23 protein-coding genes are annotated in these 17,315 nt (G+C 73.2%); 10 read left to right on the forward strand and 13 right to left on the reverse strand.

Annotated features, from left to right (window positions below):
- Both AB0J68_RS09890 and AB0J68_RS09895 read right to left on the reverse strand, forming a co-directional pair.
- Positions 1 to 379, reverse strand: a 379-nt coding sequence (locus AB0J68_RS09890) for a hypothetical protein (protein ID WP_363937580.1), incomplete at its 3' end; no start/stop codon positions are given.
- A gap of 17 nt (positions 380 to 396) precedes the next feature.
- Entirely contained in the window at positions 397 to 690 is a 294-nt protein-coding gene (locus AB0J68_RS09895) for a hypothetical protein (RefSeq protein WP_354861363.1), read from the reverse strand.
- A gap of 104 nt (positions 691 to 794) precedes the next feature.
- Here AB0J68_RS09895 and AB0J68_RS09900 point away from each other — a divergent pair, with 104 nt between their 5' ends.
- A complete protein-coding gene (locus AB0J68_RS09900; protein WP_355138093.1) occupies positions 795 to 1,244 on the forward strand; it encodes a hypothetical protein in 450 nt (149 codons plus the stop codon).
- Between the two features lie 21 nt (positions 1,245 to 1,265).
- On the opposite strand, the gene AB0J68_RS09905 is transcribed toward AB0J68_RS09900, so the two are convergent.
- The 3 genes from AB0J68_RS09905 to AB0J68_RS09915 form a co-directional block, all read right to left on the reverse strand.
- Positions 1,266 to 1,715, reverse strand: a complete 450-nt coding sequence (locus AB0J68_RS09905; protein WP_355138091.1) for a YbaB/EbfC family nucleoid-associated protein — start codon at positions 1,713 to 1,715, stop codon at positions 1,266 to 1,268.
- A gap of 72 nt (positions 1,716 to 1,787) precedes the next feature.
- A complete protein-coding gene (locus AB0J68_RS09910) occupies positions 1,788 to 2,210 on the reverse strand; it encodes a DUF3592 domain-containing protein (RefSeq protein ID WP_363937583.1) in 423 nt (140 codons plus the stop codon).
- Complete coding sequence (locus AB0J68_RS09915; protein ID WP_355063682.1) at positions 2,192 to 2,323, reverse strand: hypothetical protein; 132 nt, start codon at positions 2,321 to 2,323, stop codon at positions 2,192 to 2,194. Before AB0J68_RS09915 ends, AB0J68_RS09910 begins: the two co-directional genes overlap by 19 nt.
- A 77-nt stretch (positions 2,324 to 2,400) precedes the next feature.
- Here AB0J68_RS09915 and AB0J68_RS09920 point away from each other — a divergent pair, with 77 nt between their 5' ends.
- A complete protein-coding gene (locus tag AB0J68_RS09920; RefSeq protein WP_355138087.1) occupies positions 2,401 to 3,339 on the forward strand; it encodes a ribose-phosphate pyrophosphokinase in 939 nt (312 codons plus the stop codon).
- Positions 3,340 to 3,363: 24 nt separating this feature from the next.
- On the opposite strand, the gene AB0J68_RS09925 is transcribed toward AB0J68_RS09920, so the two are convergent.
- The gene (locus tag AB0J68_RS09925) at positions 3,364 to 3,819 is read right to left on the reverse strand and encodes an ATP-binding protein (protein WP_355138085.1); all 456 of its coding nucleotides are present in this window, start codon (positions 3,817 to 3,819) and stop codon (positions 3,364 to 3,366) included.
- A 118-nt stretch (positions 3,820 to 3,937) separates the two neighbouring features.
- On the opposite strand from AB0J68_RS09925, the gene AB0J68_RS09930 reads away from it, so the two are divergent.
- Complete coding sequence (locus AB0J68_RS09930; RefSeq protein WP_363937586.1) at positions 3,938 to 5,059, forward strand: DUF5931 domain-containing protein; 1,122 nt, start codon at positions 3,938 to 3,940, stop codon at positions 5,057 to 5,059.
- 14 nt (positions 5,060 to 5,073) lie between these two features.
- On the forward strand, positions 5,074 to 5,721 hold the full coding sequence (locus AB0J68_RS09935) for a response regulator transcription factor (RefSeq protein ID WP_355138235.1): 648 nt from the start codon (positions 5,074 to 5,076) through the stop codon (positions 5,719 to 5,721).
- Positions 5,722 to 5,725: 4 nt separating this feature from the next.
- Here the strand turns inward: AB0J68_RS09935 and AB0J68_RS09940 are convergent, their stop codons facing one another.
- The 3 genes from AB0J68_RS09940 to AB0J68_RS09950 form a co-directional block, all read right to left on the reverse strand.
- Positions 5,726 to 6,298, reverse strand: coding sequence for a DUF5709 domain-containing protein (locus tag AB0J68_RS09940; protein WP_354861350.1), 573 nt, complete (start codon positions 6,296 to 6,298; stop codon positions 5,726 to 5,728).
- A gap of 88 nt (positions 6,299 to 6,386) precedes the next feature.
- Positions 6,387 to 7,190: an ATP-binding protein gene (locus AB0J68_RS09945; RefSeq protein ID WP_354861348.1), complete on the reverse strand. Its 804-nt coding sequence runs from the start codon at positions 7,188 to 7,190 to the stop codon at positions 6,387 to 6,389.
- Complete coding sequence (locus AB0J68_RS09950; RefSeq protein ID WP_363937588.1) at positions 7,190 to 8,185, reverse strand: SDR family oxidoreductase; 996 nt, start codon at positions 8,183 to 8,185, stop codon at positions 7,190 to 7,192. The genes AB0J68_RS09945 and AB0J68_RS09950 overlap by 1 nt, the downstream gene beginning before the upstream one ends.
- Before the next feature lie 229 nt (positions 8,186 to 8,414).
- Here AB0J68_RS09950 and AB0J68_RS09955 point away from each other — a divergent pair, with 229 nt between their 5' ends.
- Positions 8,415 to 9,614: a glycosyltransferase gene (locus tag AB0J68_RS09955; RefSeq protein WP_354861345.1), complete on the forward strand. Its 1,200-nt coding sequence runs from the start codon at positions 8,415 to 8,417 to the stop codon at positions 9,612 to 9,614.
- A 46-nt stretch (positions 9,615 to 9,660) separates the two neighbouring features.
- Here the strand turns inward: AB0J68_RS09955 and AB0J68_RS09960 are convergent, their stop codons facing one another.
- The 4 genes from AB0J68_RS09960 to aroA all read right to left on the reverse strand — a co-directional run bounded on the left by AB0J68_RS09960 (position 9,661) and on the right by aroA (position 13,855).
- Positions 9,661 to 10,548: a hypothetical protein gene (locus tag AB0J68_RS09960; RefSeq protein WP_354861344.1), complete on the reverse strand. Its 888-nt coding sequence runs from the start codon at positions 10,546 to 10,548 to the stop codon at positions 9,661 to 9,663.
- A gap of 26 nt (positions 10,549 to 10,574) precedes the next feature.
- Positions 10,575 to 11,393 (reverse strand): histidinol-phosphatase, encoded by an 819-nt coding sequence (hisN, locus tag AB0J68_RS09965; RefSeq protein ID WP_355063675.1) that lies wholly within the window; start codon positions 11,391 to 11,393, stop codon positions 10,575 to 10,577.
- 28 nt (positions 11,394 to 11,421) lie between these two features.
- Complete coding sequence (gene rsgA / locus AB0J68_RS09970; protein WP_354861340.1) at positions 11,422 to 12,432, reverse strand: ribosome small subunit-dependent GTPase A; 1,011 nt, start codon at positions 12,430 to 12,432, stop codon at positions 11,422 to 11,424.
- A 121-nt stretch (positions 12,433 to 12,553) separates the two neighbouring features.
- Complete coding sequence (aroA, locus tag AB0J68_RS09975) at positions 12,554 to 13,855, reverse strand: 3-phosphoshikimate 1-carboxyvinyltransferase (RefSeq protein WP_354861339.1); 1,302 nt, start codon at positions 13,853 to 13,855, stop codon at positions 12,554 to 12,556.
- A gap of 102 nt (positions 13,856 to 13,957) precedes the next feature.
- On the opposite strand from aroA, the gene AB0J68_RS09980 reads away from it, so the two are divergent.
- The 5 genes from AB0J68_RS09980 to rsrA all read left to right on the forward strand — a co-directional run bounded on the left by AB0J68_RS09980 (position 13,958) and on the right by rsrA (position 17,261).
- Entirely contained in the window at positions 13,958 to 14,668 is a 711-nt protein-coding gene (locus tag AB0J68_RS09980; RefSeq protein ID WP_354861336.1) for an SOS response-associated peptidase, read from the forward strand.
- A gap of 197 nt (positions 14,669 to 14,865) precedes the next feature.
- Entirely contained in the window at positions 14,866 to 15,258 is a 393-nt protein-coding gene (locus tag AB0J68_RS09985) for a WhiB family transcriptional regulator (RefSeq protein WP_007464737.1), read from the forward strand.
- A 52-nt stretch (positions 15,259 to 15,310) separates the two neighbouring features.
- Positions 15,311 to 15,928, forward strand: coding sequence for an alpha/beta family hydrolase (locus AB0J68_RS09990; protein ID WP_354861334.1), 618 nt, complete (start codon positions 15,311 to 15,313; stop codon positions 15,926 to 15,928).
- A 216-nt stretch (positions 15,929 to 16,144) separates the two neighbouring features.
- A complete protein-coding gene (locus tag AB0J68_RS09995; protein ID WP_354861333.1) occupies positions 16,145 to 16,972 on the forward strand; it encodes a sigma-70 family RNA polymerase sigma factor in 828 nt (275 codons plus the stop codon).
- Position 16,973: 1 nt separating this feature from the next.
- A complete protein-coding gene (gene rsrA, locus AB0J68_RS10000; protein ID WP_007464731.1) occupies positions 16,974 to 17,261 on the forward strand; it encodes a mycothiol system anti-sigma-R factor in 288 nt (95 codons plus the stop codon).
- Positions 17,262 to 17,315: the final 54 nt, after the last annotated feature.

Consider the following 17,315-nt stretch of genomic DNA (forward strand, 5'->3'; position numbering starts at 1 on the left):
CCGCGTACGCCACGACGAGGCAGAGCAGGGCGGCGCCGACGCAGAGCATGGTGACGCCCACGGTGATCGCCAGCACCTGGGTGCCGACGACCTGCGCGCCGTAGGCGTTGATGTGCACCCCGAACGCGTCGCGGTCCTGACCGCTCCACTGGGCCGACGTCAGGGTCGCGACGGCGTCGTCGAGGTTGTCGTGGGCGGTGCCGAGTTGGTCGTACATGGCGAGCCAGTCGCCGCCCTTGCGCATGATCGTCTCTGGGTCGCACTGGTTGAAGTAGACGATCTGGGCGATGGGCCAGGCGGCGGGGATGACCGCGGCGGCCAGGCTGATCTCCACCAGCGCGATCTTCGCGGCTGCCGCGGGGTAGGTAGGGTCTGCCATGTCGGTCTCCGGCGTCTTCAGCGGGGGACGATGGTGCTGGCGGTCTCCGCGGCCTCCCAGTTGTCCGCGGTGCGGACCAACCGGGACCGGACCTCGGTGAGGTGCTCGCGCTTGGTGCGCAGTTGCTCCTCGACGAACTCGACGGCGCCGACGTAGGCGACCGCGAGTTGCGGCACCACCGAGGTGAAGTTGCTGTGTTCGATGGCGCGGGCGGACGTCAGCAGCTCGGCGCAGGCGTCCAGGGGCGGCCCGACCTGACGTTCGATCGTGTCGCCGAGCGCACGGATCGCCGGCGGATCAACCTCGATCATCGACTCTCCCCGTGTACGTGATCGATGTTCATGGTGCCGGAGCGCGGACAGCCTAACAGGATCATGGATGGGCGGGGATGCCCGTCGCTGGTAGCCTGCGACCCATGGCATCCGGACGGTCCGCGTCGACGCCCCCCGATGACTACGTGACCCGGATGGCCCGCCGGCCGCGCTGGCAGCGGGTCCTGGTGCCGATCCTCATGGTCCTGGTCCTCCTGGTGTTGCCCGTCGGCCTCGGCCGCAATCTGATCGGCGCCGAGCGGGTGAGCATCCAGGTCGAGTCGTGCGACCTCGGCGGTCCTAAGGCGACCGAGCGGTGCCGCGGCACCTGGAGCATGTCCGACGGCCGGGTGGTCACCGGCCCGGTGGGCGGCGGCTCCCCGCGCGCGGGGGAGCAGGTCGACGGCTGGGCCAACGGCGAGCGGGCCACCGTCAACCTGATGAGTTGGCTCATCGCCCCGCTGATGGTGGGCTCGGTCCTGTTGGCGGTGATGGTGGCGCTCGCCGTCGTGTTCGTGCGGGCGGCCGCGAAGCGGGCGCGGCAGGGCCGCTGACCCGTTCCGGGCCGGCTCGGGTCAGACCCCCAGTTGACGCCGCAGGCGTTCCAACATCTCCGTGCTCTCCCGGATCGGCCCGCTGACCATGTCGTTGAGCTGCGCCAGCTTGGCCTGCGCCGCCGCCGGGTCGTGCAGGACCGCCGCGGGCCCGGCCGGACCACCGAACTCGCGCATCACCTCGGCGGTGGCCCGCTGGAGGTCGGCCCGTGCCGCCCGAAGGAGGCCGGAGATCAGCTCCGCCAGCTCGGCTGCGGGCATCCGCAGCGCCCGCGGATCGATGTGCAGCTCCTGGGCGGGATCCTCGGCGGTGCAGGTGACCCGCACCAACCCGTTCTCGCTCTCCGCGTGACCGGTCAGGCCGGTCAACCGGCCGCGCAGCTCCTCGCCGCGGCCCAACTGCTCCCGCATCCGCGCCGCCAGCTGCGCCATCACGTCCGGAGTTGGTGTGGTGCCGATCGGCCCGGTCATCGTGCCCCTCCCGCTGTCGTCTGCCTGCGCGGCCGACGGTACCCACCGCAGCCAACCACTGTGGAGGGCGGATCAGCTCAGGACCGAGAAGACCACGATGCCGACGGCCAGCACGGTCGCGCTCACGCTGAACAGCGAGACGAACGGCACGACCACTGAGGACGTTCCCCCCAGAGCCGGCGACTCGACCAGGATCCGGGTCGGACGGGAGGGCTCGTGCACCACGGTGACCGGCCCGGGCGCCGTCGACAGCGGGGTCTGCCGCCAACGCCCCGGCGTCGCGGTGACCACGGAACGGTCGACGGTCTGGTACCGAACGACGGGGTAGTAGGTGCGCGGGCCGTGGCCGAAGGTGACCGGACGGAGCTCCACCACCTCGCCCGGCACCCGGACGCCCCGCCGCAGCAGGCCGAGGTCCCGCCAGAAACGGACGACCGCGTACGCCATGCCGGCCAGACCGAGGCTCGCCATGATCGTCAGGACCAGGTACGGCATCTCGTCATCCTCTCGGATCGCGCAGCGAGCCCGGCCGCGTCGGTGGAGTCGAAGACGATGCACCGCGAGGAGGTGGTGCCCTGGTCGATGGCGGCGACGTACTCGGGGGTCACGGCAGCACCGTACCCAAACCGGCGGCGCGGAGCGACCGCCGTCACGTTGGCCTCCGCTTCGCCTACGATGTGCGAACGTGCGCGACATCGCCGTTTTCAGTGGAACCGCCCATCCCGACCTGGCTGCCGAGATCTGCGCCCACCTGGGGGTGCCGCTGCATCCGGTGCGCGTCTCCCGGTTCGCCAACGACTGCCTGGAAGTGCAGTTGCAAGCCAACTGCCGGGAGCGGGACGTCTTCCTGATCCAGCCGCTGGTGCCCCCGGTGCAGGAGAACCTCGTCGAGCTGTTGCTGATGATCGACGCGGCGCGGGGCGCGTCCGCCGGCCGGATCACTGTGGTGCTGCCGCACTACGCGTACGCCCGCTCGGACAAGAAGGACGCGCCGCGGATCTCGATCGGCGCCCGGCTCGTCGCCGACCTGCTCACCTCGGCGGGGGCGGACCGGGTGCTCGCGATGACCCTGCACTCGCCTCAGGTGCACGGCTTCTTCAGCGTCCCGGTGGATCATCTGCACGCGCTGCGCGAGTTGGCCACCCACTTCCGGCGCTACGACCTCAGCAACACCGTGGTGGTCTCGCCCGACCTGGGCAACGCCAAGGAGGCCGCCGCCTTCGCCCGGCAGCTCGGCACGCCGGTGGCGGCCGGTGCGAAGCAGCGGTTCAGCGACGACCTGGTCAAGATCAGCGCGGTGATCGGCGAGGTCGCCGATCGGGACGTCATCGTGCTGGACGACGAGATCGCCAAGGGCAGCACGGTGGTCGAGCTGATGGAGCACCTGCGCGGCCTGAAGGTGCGCTCGATCCGGCTGGCCTGCACGCACGGCCTGTTCTCCGGCGACGCGCTGCGGCGGCTCAGCGAGCAGGACGGCGTGTTGGAGATCGTCTGCACCAACACGGTCCCCATCCCGGCCGAGAAGCGGGTCGGGAAACTCCAGGTCCTCTCGGTGGCTCCCGCCCTGGCCGAGGCCATGCGCCGGATCCACAACGGGGAATCGGTCTCGGCCCTCTTCGGCTGAGCCCGCCCGCGCCCCGGCCCGGTCTCAGCGCTGGGTGCGGTCGGTGGCGGCGAGGGTGGCGGTGATGCGGACGGTGGTGCCGGCGGCGCTGGTGGCGATCTCCATGGCGTCGGTCAGCTCCCGGGCCAGCCAGAGACCCCACCCGCCGGCGGTGTCCGGGGCGGGACGGCTCCGGTCGCCCAGCCACTGCGGGGTGATCCCCTGCCCGTGGTCCGCCACCTCGCAGAACAGCGCGCCGGGCTCCCGCCAGAGCCGCAGCCACCCGCGCCCACCGCCGTGCCGCACCGCGTTGGTGATCAACTCGTTGACCGCCAGCACGAAGTCGTCCAGCCGTTGGCCGTCGAGGCCGGAGGCGTGCGCGCAAGAGGTGACCGAGTGTCGAATCTCGGTCACCTGGGCCTGCTCGAAGGCCTCGGCGATCAGGAGGGAGGGTTCGATGGGCACAACCGTACGAGGTGCGTGCGGATCTGCATTCGTCATGGCCCGTCCCGACAGCGGATCTCGGAGTATTTCGCGGCTTTTCAACCGTACGTCAGGGTTACGTGAGGCGCACTCCGTGACCCCGCGCCGTCGGCCCGGCTGTGGCATCCTGACCGCCATGCCGTCGCCGCCGGGTGGTTTCGAGGTGCCGCTCTGGCGGGCGCTCACGGTGTTCCGGGTGGCCTCCCTCGGGTATGTCTGCGCGCTCGCCGTGCGCGACGCCGACCGGTACGACCACCCGTTCGCCGTCGGCGCCCTGATCCTGGCGATGATCCTCTGGACCGGGGCGACCGCCGTCGGGTACGCCCGGCCCGCCTGGCGCCGCTGGCCGCTGCTGCTGGCCGACCTCGGGGTGGTGGTCGCCATCGTGCTGTCCACCCCCTGGGTGATCGGACGGGAGGCGCTCGCCCACGGCGTACCCACCCTGGGGGTTGCCTGGATGGCCGGCCCGGTGCTGGCCTGGGCCGTCTCCGGCGGCCGGCGGCGGGGCACGGTGGCCGCGCTGCTGGTGGCCGGCGCGGACGTGGCCACCCGGGAACGGATCAGCCAGTCCTCCTTCACCGGGGTGATCCTGCTGCTGCTCGCCGGGGTGGTGGTCGGCCATGTCGCCCGGCTCGCCGTGGCCGCCGAGGAACGCCTGCAACACGCGGTGGAGCTGGAGGCGGCCACCCGGGAGCGGGAACGACTGGCACGCGACATCCACGACTCGGTGCTCCAGGTGCTGGCGCTGGTGCAGCGGCGCGGCGCGCACCTGCCCGGCGAGGCCGGCGAACTGGCCCGGCTCGCCGGTGAGCAGGAGGCCGCCCTGCGGGCACTGATCGCGGGCACCGCACCGGCCGCCGCCGGGGCGGAAGTGGTGGACCTGCGGAGCCTGCTCGGCCGGTACGCCTCGGCGGCGGTGTCGCTCTCGGCCCCCGCCACGCCGGTGACCCTGCCCCGGCAGGTGGCCGGCGAGTTGGCGGCGGCGGCCGGCGCGGCCCTGGACAACGTGGGCCGCCACGCCGGCGGGCGGGCCTGGGTGTTGATCGAGGATGAGGGGGAGACCGTGACCGTGTCGATCCGCGACGAGGGGCCGGGCATCCCGGACGGCAGACTGGTCGAGGCCGCCGCGCAGGGGCGGCTCGGCGTGGCCCAGTCGATCCGCGGTCGGGTGACCGACCTCGGGGGTACGGTCCGGATCATGTCGACCCCCGACGCGGGCACCGAGATCGAGCTGATCGTGCCGAGGGTGCAGCGGTGACGGCGGTGCGGGTGATGGTGGTCGACGACCATCCGATGTGGCGCGAGGGCGTGGCCCGAGATCTGGCCGAGGCTGGCTTCCTGGTGGTGGCGACCAGCGGCGAGGGGCGGCAGGCGATCCGGGTCGCCGCCGCCGCCCGACCCGACGTGGTGGTCCTCGACCTGCAACTACCGGACATCTCCGGGGTCGAGGTGGTCGTCGGGCTGCGCGCCGCGCTGCCCGAGGTCCGGGTGCTGATGCTCAGCGCCAGCGGCGAGGAGCAGAGCGTGCTCGACGCGGTCAAGGCGGGCGCCACCGGCTACCTGGTGAAGTCGACGGCGCCCGCCGCGTTCCTCGACGCGGTCCGCCGCACCGCCGCCGGTGACCCGGTCTTCACGCCCGGCCTGGCGGGGTTGGTGCTGGGGGAGTACCGGCGGATGGCCGCCGGGCCGGGACAGGGCACGAGCGGGGACGCGGAGCCGGGAATGCCCCGCCTCACCGACCGGGAGACGGAGGTGCTGCGCCTGGTGGCCAAGGGAATGTCGTACAAGCAGATCGCGCAGCGGCTCGGCCTGTCCCACCGCACCGTGCAGAACCACGTGCAGAACACGCTGGGCAAGCTGCAGCTGCACAACCGGGTCGAGTTGACCCGTTACGCGATCGAGCGTGGCCTGGACGACTGATCGCTCAGACCGAGCGCGGCGGCTCGGTCTCGTGGATGGCCAGCTCCTCCGCGGTCGCCCCGCCGCCCGCCGACCCGGCGTCGTACGCCACGGAGTCGGTCTCCTGGTCGGTGTGCGCCCCCTCGTCCGGTTCCACGAGCCGGCCCACGGTGGCGTCGGCGACCGTGCCGAGCTGGCCGTGGTCGTAGAGGGAGACCGGCGAGTTGGGATCCGAGGTGGGCCCCGGGTCCATCACGTCGGCGTCCAGCTGGGCCTCCGCCGCGGCGGCCTCGTTCTCCGCCTCGAAGGCGATCTTCGGGTCGACCGGGCCGGCCAGGGGGTCGTCCACCGGGCGCTCGTAGACCTCTCGGTCGAGCTTGTAGTCCAACGACTCCCCGTCCAGTTGCTCCTCGGCGGTCGTCCCGAAGCGGTCCACCGCCACCGGCGTCCGGTCGCCGGGCAGCTGGGCCGGCTCCGGGCCGTCCGCCTCGCGCCCGGTGAGCACGTCGTCGTTGGCGCTCGAGTCGTCATCGGCGGTGTCGGGCAGCCCCTCCGCCTCGGTGTCGGACACGGGGGTCGGGTACTCGTTGTCGCGCATGTCTGATCACTACCCGCTGCCCTCCCGCCGTAACCGGAGCACCGCCGGTCATGCGGCGGCGAACCGGACACCGGGTGCGGGAAGCCCGTCAGCCGTGCGCCGCCTCGTCGTCCGGATGCAGCACGCACCAGACGACCTTGCCGTCCGGCACCATGCTGGTGCCCCACCGGCGGGCCACGGTGTCGATCAGCAGCAGACCCCGGCCACCCACCCGGTTCGGCGGGGACAGACCGGCGAACGTGGGCCGGCGCGACGAGTGGTCCCGAACCGCCAGGCGCAGGGTGTGGTCCTGCGGCGCCAACCGGACGCTCATCGGGGTCCGGGCGTGCGTGACCACGTTGTTGACCATCTCGGTGACCGCGATCTGCGCCGGCTCGGTCAGGGCCGGCATGCCCCAGCGCGCACAACCGGTGGCGACCAGCTCGCGGGCCTGCCGGGCGGACTCCGCGGTCGGCGGCAGCTCGGCGGTCAGCACCGCCGCCAGCGCCGCGGCGACCGCGGCCAGCGCGGCGTCGAGGGTGGGCCAGGCCGGCACACCCGCCAGGACGGCGTCGGGGCGACCGGGCCCGGAGACCGCCGGGTCGCACAGCAGCAGGTCCGCGGCCGGCCAGTCGGCGATCTCCCGGCGGACCTCGGCGAAGACGCTCCGTCCGGCCGGGTCGGTGACCCGCAGCCCGGTCACGTCGGCGACCACCGGGCCGGGCCGGTCGCTGAGCCGTGCGAGCAACGCGTCGTGGACCCGGTCGGCCTCGGCGGTGTCGAGCACCCCGCTCAACCGGATGACCGGGGACGACTCGTCGACCTCCACCCGACAGCGCTCGTCCACCGGGATGGTCGCCTCGGGGCGTGGCCCGCGGACGAACGGCGCGTCCGGTCGATCGACCCCAGCCATCAGTGATCCGACCGGGAGCGGCGGTTCATGGCCATCGTGCCGACGGCGGTGCCGGCCGCGGCGAGACCGAACGCGGCGGTCATCCGCACCAGCTGACGCCGCCGACCGTGCCAGCCACCACCGCGGCTGGCCTGCCCGTCGGCGTGGAACACGTTTCCGGTGCTGTCCAGCCGCGCACCCGGACCGAACTGGGTGCGGTGGACGTACCAGCCGAGAGTGCGCTCGACCAGCGCCGGCGCCAACCGCCACTGCAGGCCGAGCAGCCGCGCGGCGCCACCGGCGTACGCCTCGCGACGCGGCCGGCGCAGCAACCGCACGATCGTCTCGGCGACCACCTCCGGCGGGTAGATCGGCGGGGGTGGCACCAGCTCGCGACCGCTGTGGTTGGCCGCGTGCCGGAAGAAAGGGGTGTCGATGGTGGCCGGCAGCACGGTGCAGACGGAGATCTGCCCCCGACCGGTGACCCGCAGCTCCTGCCGGACGGTGTCGGTCAGCCCGCGGATGCCGTGCTTGGCCGCGTTGTACGCCGACTGGTAGGGCATCGCCACCTCGGCCAGCACCGACGCGTTGTTGACCAGCACGCCGCCGCCGGCCGCGCCGAGGTACGGCAACGAGGCCTTGATGCCGTGCACCGTGCCCAGCAGGTTGACCTCCAGCACGCGCCGGAACTCGGCGACGGGGATCTCGTCGAACAGGCCCACCGCGCTCACCGCGGCGTTGTTCACCCAGGCGTCGATGCGGCCGAATTCGCCCACCGCGCGGTCGGCCAGCCGCTGCACCGACTCCAGGTCGGTCACGTCGGTCGGGACGGCCACCGCCCGGCCGCCCAGCTCCCGGCAGCGCTGCGCGACCTGTCGCAGCGCGGGCTCGCTGCGGGCGGCGAGCACCACGGCGGCGCCCCGGCGAGCCAGCGCGTACGCGGTGGCGGTGCCGATCCCGCTGGACGCGCCGGTGATCACCACGGTCGAATCGTCGAGGGTGCGGGTCAGCGGCATTCTCCAGCGGTACCCCCGGGCGGGCCCGGTCATACCAGCAGCCGCCCGACGATCATCGGCGATCCGTCCGATACGTCGTCGAATCGGGGCTCATGTGGTTGCCGTGGCGCAAGTGTCGGCGGCACTCGCGGTGACTGTTCCCGATCTGCCAGGTTTCGGCTCGGGGCTCCGAGGTTAATGGGACGCTCTGACCGGGACCGCCGAGGAAAAGATCGCAGGGAGGTGACCCATGCGCGTCGGCCTCGTCTGCGCGCACACCAGCTCGTACCGGCACGCCGACGGCCCGCCGGTCGGCACCCAACAACACATCGCGCGGGTCGCCGCCGAGCTGGCTGGCAGAGGCCACGATGTCCGCATCTACGAGCGCCGGGACGACCCGGACCTGCCGGCGACTGTGGACGTCGGCGGCTACCGGGTGCACCGGGTGCCCGTCGGCCCGGCGACCGCCCTGCCCACCGCCGGTCTGATCCCGCACGTCACCGAGTTCGGGCGCTGGCTGACCGACGAGTGGGGCGGCGCCTGGCGCCCCGAGGTGGTGCACGGGCACTACTGGATCGGTGGCCTGGCCGCCGCGCACGCCGTCCGGGAGACCGACATCCCGGTCGTGCAGACCTTCCATTCGCTCGGTGTGGAGCAGCTGCGCCACCTGGGCGGCGAGTACGACGGCCCGGGGGAGCGGATCCCGCTGGAGCGAGCGCTGACCCGGGCGGTGGACATCGCCGTCGCCCAGTGCAACGACGAGGTGGACGAGCTGACCCGGATGGGTCTGCAACGTACCTCCGTGGCGATGGTGCCGGCCGGGGTGGACACCGCGCAGTTCCACCCCGACGGCGAGGCGGCCCCGCGCGAACAGCGGGCCCGGATCCTCTCCGTCGGCGGACTGTCCCCGGGGCATGGCCAGGACGACCTGATCCGGGCGATGCGGCTGGTCGGCGACGCCGAACTGGTGATCGCCGGTGGCCCACCGGCCGGCCAGCTGGCCAACCACGCGGAGGCACGTCGCCTCCGCGAGCTGGCCGAGCGGGCCGGGGTGGCCGAGCAGGTGCGCCTGGTCGGGGCGGTGCCGCACGACCAGATGGCCACCTGGTACCGGTCGGCCGACGTGGTGGCCTGCACGCCGCACTACTCCTCGGCGGGACGGGTCTCCCTGGAGGCCATGGCCTGCGGGGTGCCGGTGGTCGGTTACGCGATGGGCGGCCTGGCGGACGCGGTGGTCGACGAGGTAACCGGCCGTCTGGTGCCCCCCGGCGACGTGCGGACGCTCGGGGTCTCCCTGCGCCGGCTGCTCGCCGACAACGCCGGCCGGTTCGCCTACGGTCACGCCGCCGTGGACCGGGTCCGCAGCAGCTACACGTGGGAGCGGACCGCCGGGGCGTTGGAACGTCTCTACGAGCGGGTGGTGAGCCGCCGCAAGCCCGTCGAAGCCTGAGCCGAGAAACCCACGCCGCTCCCTTCGGTGCGGCGTGGGTTTGCGGTCAGACGGGCCGGCCGGCGCCGACCATGGCCCGGTCGTGGCGGTGCGCCACCGAGCGGTGCTGCTGCGGCTGCGCGTAGCGGGTCAGGCCGATCACGGCGGCCAGGGTGACCAGGAAACCGGTGGCGGCCAGCCACTCCCGACCCGGCCAGATCTTGTCGTTGAGCAGCAGCAGGCCGACGATCGCCGCCGGCACCGCTCCGGCGGCGTCCATGGCGGCGACCGCAGCGGTCGTCGAACCGCGCTGCATGGCCAGGCCGAGCAGCAGTTGGCCGACGATCGAGTGGGCGATCAGCAGGTAGAACAGCGGGTTGGCGAGGAACGCCTCGGCCGACGGCGCGGAGGCCAGCGGCCGGGCCGCGACGGCCGCCGAGGAGAACGCCAGCCCGGCCAGCGAGCCCAGGGCCACCGACCCGGGCGCCCCGTGCAGTCGGACGGCGAAGAAACCGAGCACCGCGATGACCCCGAGCGCCACCAGCAGGGCCACCGAGCCAGCGGTGCCGAGCTGCTTCGACGGCGCCGGCCGCGCGGCCAGCACCAGCGCGGTGATCCCGGCGAAGAGCAGCGCCAGCAGGGCCACCTCCGCCACCGGCAACCGCCACTTCAGCACCAGCACGCCGATGATGGCGGTCACCCCGAGCCCGGCCGCCACGCTCGCCTGCACCAGGAACAGGGGCAGGTCCCGCCGGGCCAGGAAGGCGAGCACGAACCCGCCGATCTGGCAGCCCAGCCCCACCAGATACGTCCGGTGCCCGGCCAGTCGCAGCAGCAGACCCGGATCGAAGGTGTGGTGGACGGTGGTGCGCGCCGCGGCCACCGACTGGAGCAGGTTGGCGAAGCCGTACGCGACGATCATCGCCGCGAGGAAGCACCAGCCGGAGGAGACCACCTGGCGAGGATAGAGGTTGCCGGGGGTCAGCGCTCGGCTGGTCGATCCAGCCGGGCGAGGATGTCGGCGTGCAGCACACCGTTGGTGGCCACCACACTGCTCTCGGTGCCCGGCTCGCCGGTCGGGGACGGTCGACCGCTCAGATCCGTGACCGTCCCACCCGCCTCCGTGATGATCGGCACCAGCGCCGCCACGTCCCACAGCGACAACTCCGGCTCGGCCATCACGTCCAGTGCGCCCTCGGCCAACAGCATGTAGCCGTAGAAGTCGCCGTACGCCCGGCTGCGCCAACCGGCCCGCAGCAGGTCGAGCATCGCGTCGAGGCGCCCGGCGTCCTCCCACCCGGTCAGGGACGAGTAGCAGACGCTCGCGTCGGCGACCCGGCGCACGGCCGAGACCCCGATCCGGTCGCCCGCGGCCGGGCCCCGCCCGGCGTACGCGCCCGCGCCGGCGCTCGCCCACCAGCGTCGGTCCAACGCCGGCGCCGACACCACGCCGACGGCCGGTCGGTCGCCGTCGTACAGCGCGATCAGGCTGGCCCAGATCGGCACCCCACGGACGAAGTTCTTGGTGCCGTCGATCGGGTCGACGATCCACCGCCGGCCGTTCGGATCGGTGGCCGGCTCGGCGCCGTACTCCTCGCCGAGCAGCCCGTCGGCGGGCCGGTGCTCGGCCAGCAGCGCGCGGATCTCCCGTTCCACGGCCGTGTCCGCGTCGGAGACCGGGGTCAGGTCGGGCTTCGTCTCCACCCGCAGGTCGAGCGCCCGGAACCGGGTCATGGCGATGGCGTCGGCCCGGTCGGCGAGCAGGTGGGCGAGGGCGAGGTCGTCGGCGTAGCCGGTCATGCCGGCAACCTAGCCGACGCCTCGCGGGTCACTCGTCGGGCCCGCGCCGGTCACCCTCGCCGGGCCCGCGCTGGTCGCTGTCGCCGCGCGCGTCGCCCTCGCCGGCCCGCGAGGCGAGCAACCGGCGGTACGACGCCAGCCGGCGCGGGTCGGCCTTGCCGGCGGCCACCCAGGCGTCCAGCGCGCAGTCGGTCTCGTCGGCCGTGTGCTGACAGTTGGGCGGGCAGTCGACGGTGCCCTCGACCAGGTCCGGGAAGCCGTGCAGCAGGCTGTCGGCGGAGACGTGCGCCAGCCCGAAGCTGCGGATACCGGGGGTGTCGATGATCCAGCCCGGGTCGGTGTCGACGCCCGGCACCGGTGGCAGCCGCAGCGCCACGGCGCTGGTCGAGGTGTGCCGGCCCCGGCCGATCGCGCTGACCACGCCGACCGCGCGCAGCGCCTCCGGGACGAGGCGGTTGACAAGCGTCGACTTGCCCACCCCGGAGTGCCCGACCAGTACCGACACCTTGCCGCTCAGCAGCGCACGGAGCGCGGCGAGGTCGGAGTCGGGGCGGTTGAGCACGTACGGCAGCTCCAGCTCGGTGTAGTAGCCCAGCACCTCCTCCGGCCCGGCCAGGTCGGCCTTCGTGAGGCAGAGCAGCGGCTCGACGTCCGCGTCGTACGCGGCCACCAGGCAGCGGTCGATGAACCCGGTGCGCGGCGGCGGATCGGCCAACGCGCTGACGATCACCAACTGGTCGGCGTTCGCCACCACCACCCGTTCCAGCCGACCCTCGGCGGTGGTCTCGTCGTCGTCAGCGGTGCGGCGCAGCACCGAGCGGCGCACGGCGATCCGGACGATCCGGGCGAGAGCACCCTCCGCGCCGGAGGTGTCGCCGACCAGGCTGACGCGGTCACCCACGACCACCGACTTGCGGCCCAGCTCCCGGGCCCGCATCGCGGTCACCGTGGGCAGCTCGGCCCCCACCACGCCGCGTTCGGCCCCGGCCAGCACGCACTGGTAGCGCCCCCGGTCGACGGCGATGACGAAGCCGTCCACCGCGTCGGCGTGCTGCGGGCGGGTGCGCGTACGCGGGCGCGACGACTTTCCGGGTCGGACGCGTACGTCGTCCTCGTCGTACTCCCGCCGTTTGGTCGCCAGGACCTGTCCCCTTCTCGCGTCAGTTCTTGCCGGTCACCATCGCTGACCATAGTGCCGGGAACTCGGGCATGGTCTTGGAGGTACACCCCACGTCGTCCACCTCGATGCCCGGAACGGCGAGCCCGGCCACCGCGGCGGCGTGGGCCATCCGGTGGTCGTGGTAGGTGCGGAACATCCCGCCGCGCAGCGGGCGAGGCCGGATCTCCAGCCCGTCCGGTGTCTCCGTGATGTCGGCCCCGAGGGCGGCGAACTCCCGCGCCAGCGCGGCCAGCCGGTCGGTCTCGTGGCCGCGGATGTGCCCGACACCGGTGAAGACCGACGGCGAGTCGGCAAGCATGGCCAGCGCGGTCAGCGCGGGGGTCAGCTCGCTGACGTCGGACAGATCGGCGGTCAGGCCGTGCACCACCCCGGTGCCGCGCACGGTCAGCCCGTTGGTGGAGAGGGTGACCTCGCCGCCCATCCGCTGCAGCAGCGAGCGGAGTTGCTCGACCGGCTGGGCGCTGCTGTGCGGCCAACCCTGCAGGGTCACCTCGCCGCCGGTGACCAGGGCAGCGGCGAAGAACGGCACCGCGCCGGAGAGGTCCGGCTCGATCTCCCAGCCACGCCCGGTGAGCGGGCCGGGCTCGACGGTCCAGACGTCGGGGGTGGTGTCGTCGACGGCGGCGCCGGCGGCCCGCAGCATCTGCACGGTCATCCGCAGGTGCGGCGCGGAGGGCACCGGCGCACCGACGTGGCGCACCACGAGGCCCCGGTCGAAGCGCGGGGCGGCCAGCAGCAGACCGGAGACCAGCTGGCTGGACGCGGACGCGTCGATCACCACCTCGCCGCCGGTGACCCCACCGGTGCCGAGCACGGTCAGCGGGAGGCTGCCCGTCCCGGTGGCGTCGATCCGGACGCCCAGCGAGCGCAGCGCGTCGACCAGCGGGCCGAGCGGGCGGGTGCGGGCGTACGGGTCGCCGTCGAAGGTGACCTGCCCGTCGGTCAGCCCTGCCACCGGCGGCAGGAACCGCATCACGGTGCCGGCCAGCCCCACGTCCACGTGGGCGGGGCCGACCAGCGGGTGCGGCCGGACCAGCCAACGCTCGTCGTCGTTGATCGACACGTAGGTGCCCATCGCGCGCAGGCCGGCGGCCATCAGCTCGGTGTCACGGGCGCGCAGCGGCTCGGCCAGGGTCGACGGCCCGGCGGCCACGGCGCTGAGCACCAGGGCGCGGGCGGTCATCGACTTGGAGCCGGGCAGGCGCAGTGTCGCCGACACCGGGTCGGACGCGGTCGGTGCGCTCCACGGCTGCGGCGGCCGGGTCGCGGTCAGATTCCCCACGGTTACATTCTGCCGTGTCGGCCGGTGAGTGACGCCGACCGGCGGTCGTACTCCCGGTTGGCGGGACAGCAGGCCGGGCCCCCGGCGGGTTAGCGTGAGCCCATGTGCGGCAGGTACGCGACGACCCGTGGCTCCGGCGAGTTGAGCGCGCTGTTCGAGTCGTCCGACGACACCGACGGCGCAATCCGGCCGGATCACAACGTCGCGCCCACCGATCGCGTGCCGCTGGTCCGGCTCACCCCGGAAGGGCACCGCAGCCTCTGTGTCGCCCGCTGGGGGTTTCTGCCGCACTGGTCCCGTTCCGCCGCCGGCGCGGCCCGCATGATCAACGCGCGGGCCGAGACGGTGGCCACCAGTCGGGCGTACGCCGGCGCGTTCACCCGCCGCCGCTGCCTGGTCCCGGCCGACGGCTGGTACGAGTGGGTCCGCCAGCCCGACGGCGGCCGGCAGGCGTACTTCATGACCCCGGCCGACGGCTCGGTGCTCGCCCTGGCCGGCATCTGGTCGGTCTGGGAGTCCGGCGCCGAGAGTCGGCTCACCTTCAGCGTGCTGACCACCGCGGCGCTCGGCGAGCTGGCCGAGGTGCACGACCGGATGCCGGTGCTGCTGCCGCCCGATCAGTGGTCGTCCTGGCTGGGGCCGTGCGACGAGCCCGAACGCCTGCTCGCGCCCGCGTCGCCCGATCGGCTGGCCGGGTTGGAGATCCGCCCGGTCGGGCCGGCGGTGGGTGACGTCCGCAACGACGGCCCGGAGTTGACCGCCCGAGTGTCCGTTCCGCCGCTGCCGGCCCCATCGGAGCTGACCCTGTTCTGAAGATGACAGGCATCGTCGGGCACCGATTTGCCAGGGTTCTGCTCGATTCGTCGCCTGGCCGTTCAGCCATGTTCTCCGTAGCCCCTTGTCCCGGTGTCCAGAAGTGCGATACAACACAGCGCCGGTAGTGGCTGTCGATTCGCACGGGGCGGACGACATCCACCGATCTTGCCGGTCCCACGGGGGAGGTGGGTGGAATGACACGGGCGCGTATGCCCCGTCCGCACGAGGTGGCTGCGGCACGGAGAGATCCGCGGCTGCTGCGGGCCTTGCGAGAACGCCGACAGGACGACGCGTGGCGCACCAGAGGGACGTGCCAGAGCGTCGATCCGGAGACGTTCTTTCCGGCGCCGAACGAACCGGCGGACGCCGCCGTCGCGCTGTGCCGCAGTTGTGACGTGCAGGGTTCCTGCCTGGCATGGGCGCTGGAGGTCGGCGACTGCCACGGCGTGTGGGGCGCGACCACACCCCGCGAGCGGCGGGCGATGCTGGTCGCCTGGCGCGGCGAGGTGGAGCCCGATCCGGACGCGGCCGACGACGCCGGCCCTCCGGTACGCGACCGCCTGCTCACCCTGGTGCCGCTGAGCTGACCGCCGGGGCGAACCATCCCGGTGATCGGCGAGGGCGGCGCAGAATGGGTCGGTGCTGCCCAGCGAAGAGATCAACACGCCCCGCGGTCCGGCGCGGATCGACACCGACCTGCCGGCCCGGTCGGCGACCGCCCTGCTGGTGCTCGGGCACGGGGCGGGCGGCAGCGTGGACGCGCCCGACCTGCTCGCGGTGCGGGACACGGCGGTCGCGGCCGGCCTGACGGTGATCCGGGTGACCCAGCCCTACCGGGTCGCCGGCCGTCGCGCGCCGGCCCCCGCCGGGCACCTCGACGAGGCGTGGACGGCAGTGCTCGCCGCGCTGCGCGCTCGCCACGACGAGGTGCCCACGTTGCTGGTCGGAGGTCGTTCCAGCGGCGCGCGGGTGGCCTGCCGGACGGCCCGCGCGGTGGGCGCCGCCGGCGTCGTCGCGCTGGCCTTCCCGCTGCACCCGCCCGGCCGGCCGGAACGCTCCCGGGCCGCCGAACTGGCCACCGGCCTGCCGACGCTGGTGGTCAACGGCGACCGGGACCCGTTCGGGGTGCCGGCGTCGGGGCCGGGCGTGCAGGTCGTGACCCGGCCGGGTGAGACGCACGACCTACGGCGGGATCCGGCCGGCACCGCGGACGTGGTGCGGGACTGGCTGCGCCGGCACCGCTGGACGGCCGACTGAACCGTCCGACCGTTTCCGCCGCCGGCCACGGGTCGTTGCATCCGTTGGTGCCGCCGGCCCGATTCGGACGGACGGCGCCAGTCCTCCCAGGCCCTTCCTGGTCCCAGCGCCGGCGCCACCGGGGCCGGGACCAGGAACGGGAGAGCCGGGCGGAATGCCCCACCGGTCATCTCGCGTTACTAACCCCGGACGACTTTTCTGCGAGGGGGGTGACCGGTGCCGACCGAGACACGAAGCCTGGAACGGGACGAGCGGGACGCCCGGCAGCTACAGCGGCTGCTGGATGGTCCGGACTGGCCCGTGACAGCGGGACCGGGCGGGGTGGGTGCGGTGAGCACGGGCACACCAGCCGGAAGTGAATCTGTGGGCAGGTCCGTGCGCGTATCCTCGGCGGGAAAGCATCCGACGCGAGGGGATGTGCGGTTGACCACCGAGAAGACGGACGAGCGCAGGGCCCGGTTCGAGCGGGACGCGATGCCATTCGTCGATCAGCTCTACGCTGCTGGGCTGCGCATGACGCGCAACCCGGCGGATGCCGAAGACCTGGTCCAGGAGACCTACCTGAAGGCGTACGCGGCCTTCCACCAGTTCGAGCAGGGCACGAACCTGAAGGCCTGGCTCTACCGGATCCTGACCAACACCTACATCAACTCCTACCGCAAGCGGCAGCGCCAACCGATCCAGGCGCCCACGGAGGAGATCACCGACTGGCAGCTCGCCGAGGCCGAGTCGCACACCTCCAGCGGGCTGCGCTCGGCCGAGACCGAGGCTCTGGACCGGCTGCCGGACAGCGACGTGAAGGAGGCCCTCCAGCAGTTGCCGGAGGAGTTCCGCCTGGCCGTCTACCTGACCGACGTGGAGGGCTTCTCCTACAAGGAGGTCGCCGACATCATGGGCACGCCGATCGGCACCGTGATGTCGCGTCTGCACCGCGGCCGTCGTAATCTGCGCAAGCTGCTCGAGCAGTACGCCGCGGAGCGGGGCTTCAGCCCCGCCCGGTCCGCGAAGGGCTCTGCCGCTGCCGCTGCCGGCCGGGAGGTGTGACGTGAGCTGTGGAAAGCCGCACGAGACGGACTGCCGCGAGGTGCTCGCGGAGGTCTACCTCTACCTGGATCTCGAGTGCGCCGACGAGCGGCGCTCGCTGATCCGGCACCACCTCGACGAGTGCGGGCCGTGCCTGCGCGAGTACGGGCTCGAACAGGAGGTGCGGGCACTGGTCGCCCGTTGCTGCGGCAACGAGACCGCACCCGATCAGCTGCGCGAGCGGCTGCGGGTCAAGCTCACCGAGCTGGTGGTCTTCGAGACCAGCGATTCCCGTGAGCTGGCCGACTGAGCGTCGGCGTACCGATACGGCGAAACACCGGTGGCCCGGGTCGATCTTCGACCC

It is taken from the genome of Micromonospora sp. NPDC049580, from assembly GCF_040675595.1.
Lineage (GTDB): Bacteria > Actinomycetota > Actinomycetes > Mycobacteriales > Micromonosporaceae > Micromonospora.

Excerpts from the sequence above, each read along its gene's own strand:
- AB0J68_RS09950 (WP_363937588.1), bottom strand. The coding sequence starts at position 8,185 with ATGCCGCTGACCCGCACCCTCGACGATTCGACCGTGGTGATCACCGGC.
- AB0J68_RS09980 (WP_354861336.1), top strand. The coding sequence starts at position 13,958 with ATGTGCGGCAGGTACGCGACGACCCGTGGCTCCGGCGAGTTGAGCGCG.
- AB0J68_RS09900 (WP_355138093.1), top strand. The coding sequence starts at position 795 with ATGGCATCCGGACGGTCCGCGTCGACGCCCCCCGATGACTACGTGACC.
- AB0J68_RS09905 (WP_355138091.1), bottom strand. The coding sequence starts at position 1,715 with ATGACCGGGCCGATCGGCACCACACCAACTCCGGACGTGATGGCGCAG.
- AB0J68_RS09935 (WP_355138235.1), top strand. The coding sequence starts at position 5,074 with ATGGTGGTCGACGACCATCCGATGTGGCGCGAGGGCGTGGCCCGAGAT.
- AB0J68_RS09955 (WP_354861345.1), top strand. The coding sequence starts at position 8,415 with ATGCGCGTCGGCCTCGTCTGCGCGCACACCAGCTCGTACCGGCACGCC.
- AB0J68_RS09895 (WP_354861363.1), bottom strand. The coding sequence starts at position 690 with ATGATCGAGGTTGATCCGCCGGCGATCCGTGCGCTCGGCGACACGATC.
- AB0J68_RS09930 (WP_363937586.1), top strand. The coding sequence starts at position 3,938 with ATGCCGTCGCCGCCGGGTGGTTTCGAGGTGCCGCTCTGGCGGGCGCTC.
- hisN (WP_355063675.1), bottom strand. The coding sequence starts at position 11,393 with ATGACCGGCTACGCCGACGACCTCGCCCTCGCCCACCTGCTCGCCGAC.
- AB0J68_RS09940 (WP_354861350.1), bottom strand. The coding sequence starts at position 6,298 with ATGCGCGACAACGAGTACCCGACCCCCGTGTCCGACACCGAGGCGGAG.
- AB0J68_RS09945 (WP_354861348.1), bottom strand. The coding sequence starts at position 7,190 with ATGGCTGGGGTCGATCGACCGGACGCGCCGTTCGTCCGCGGGCCACGC.
- AB0J68_RS09925 (WP_355138085.1), bottom strand. The coding sequence starts at position 3,819 with ATGACGAATGCAGATCCGCACGCACCTCGTACGGTTGTGCCCATCGAA.
- AB0J68_RS09985 (WP_007464737.1), top strand. The coding sequence starts at position 14,866 with ATGACACGGGCGCGTATGCCCCGTCCGCACGAGGTGGCTGCGGCACGG.
- AB0J68_RS09910 (WP_363937583.1), bottom strand. The coding sequence starts at position 2,210 with ATGCCGTACCTGGTCCTGACGATCATGGCGAGCCTCGGTCTGGCCGGC.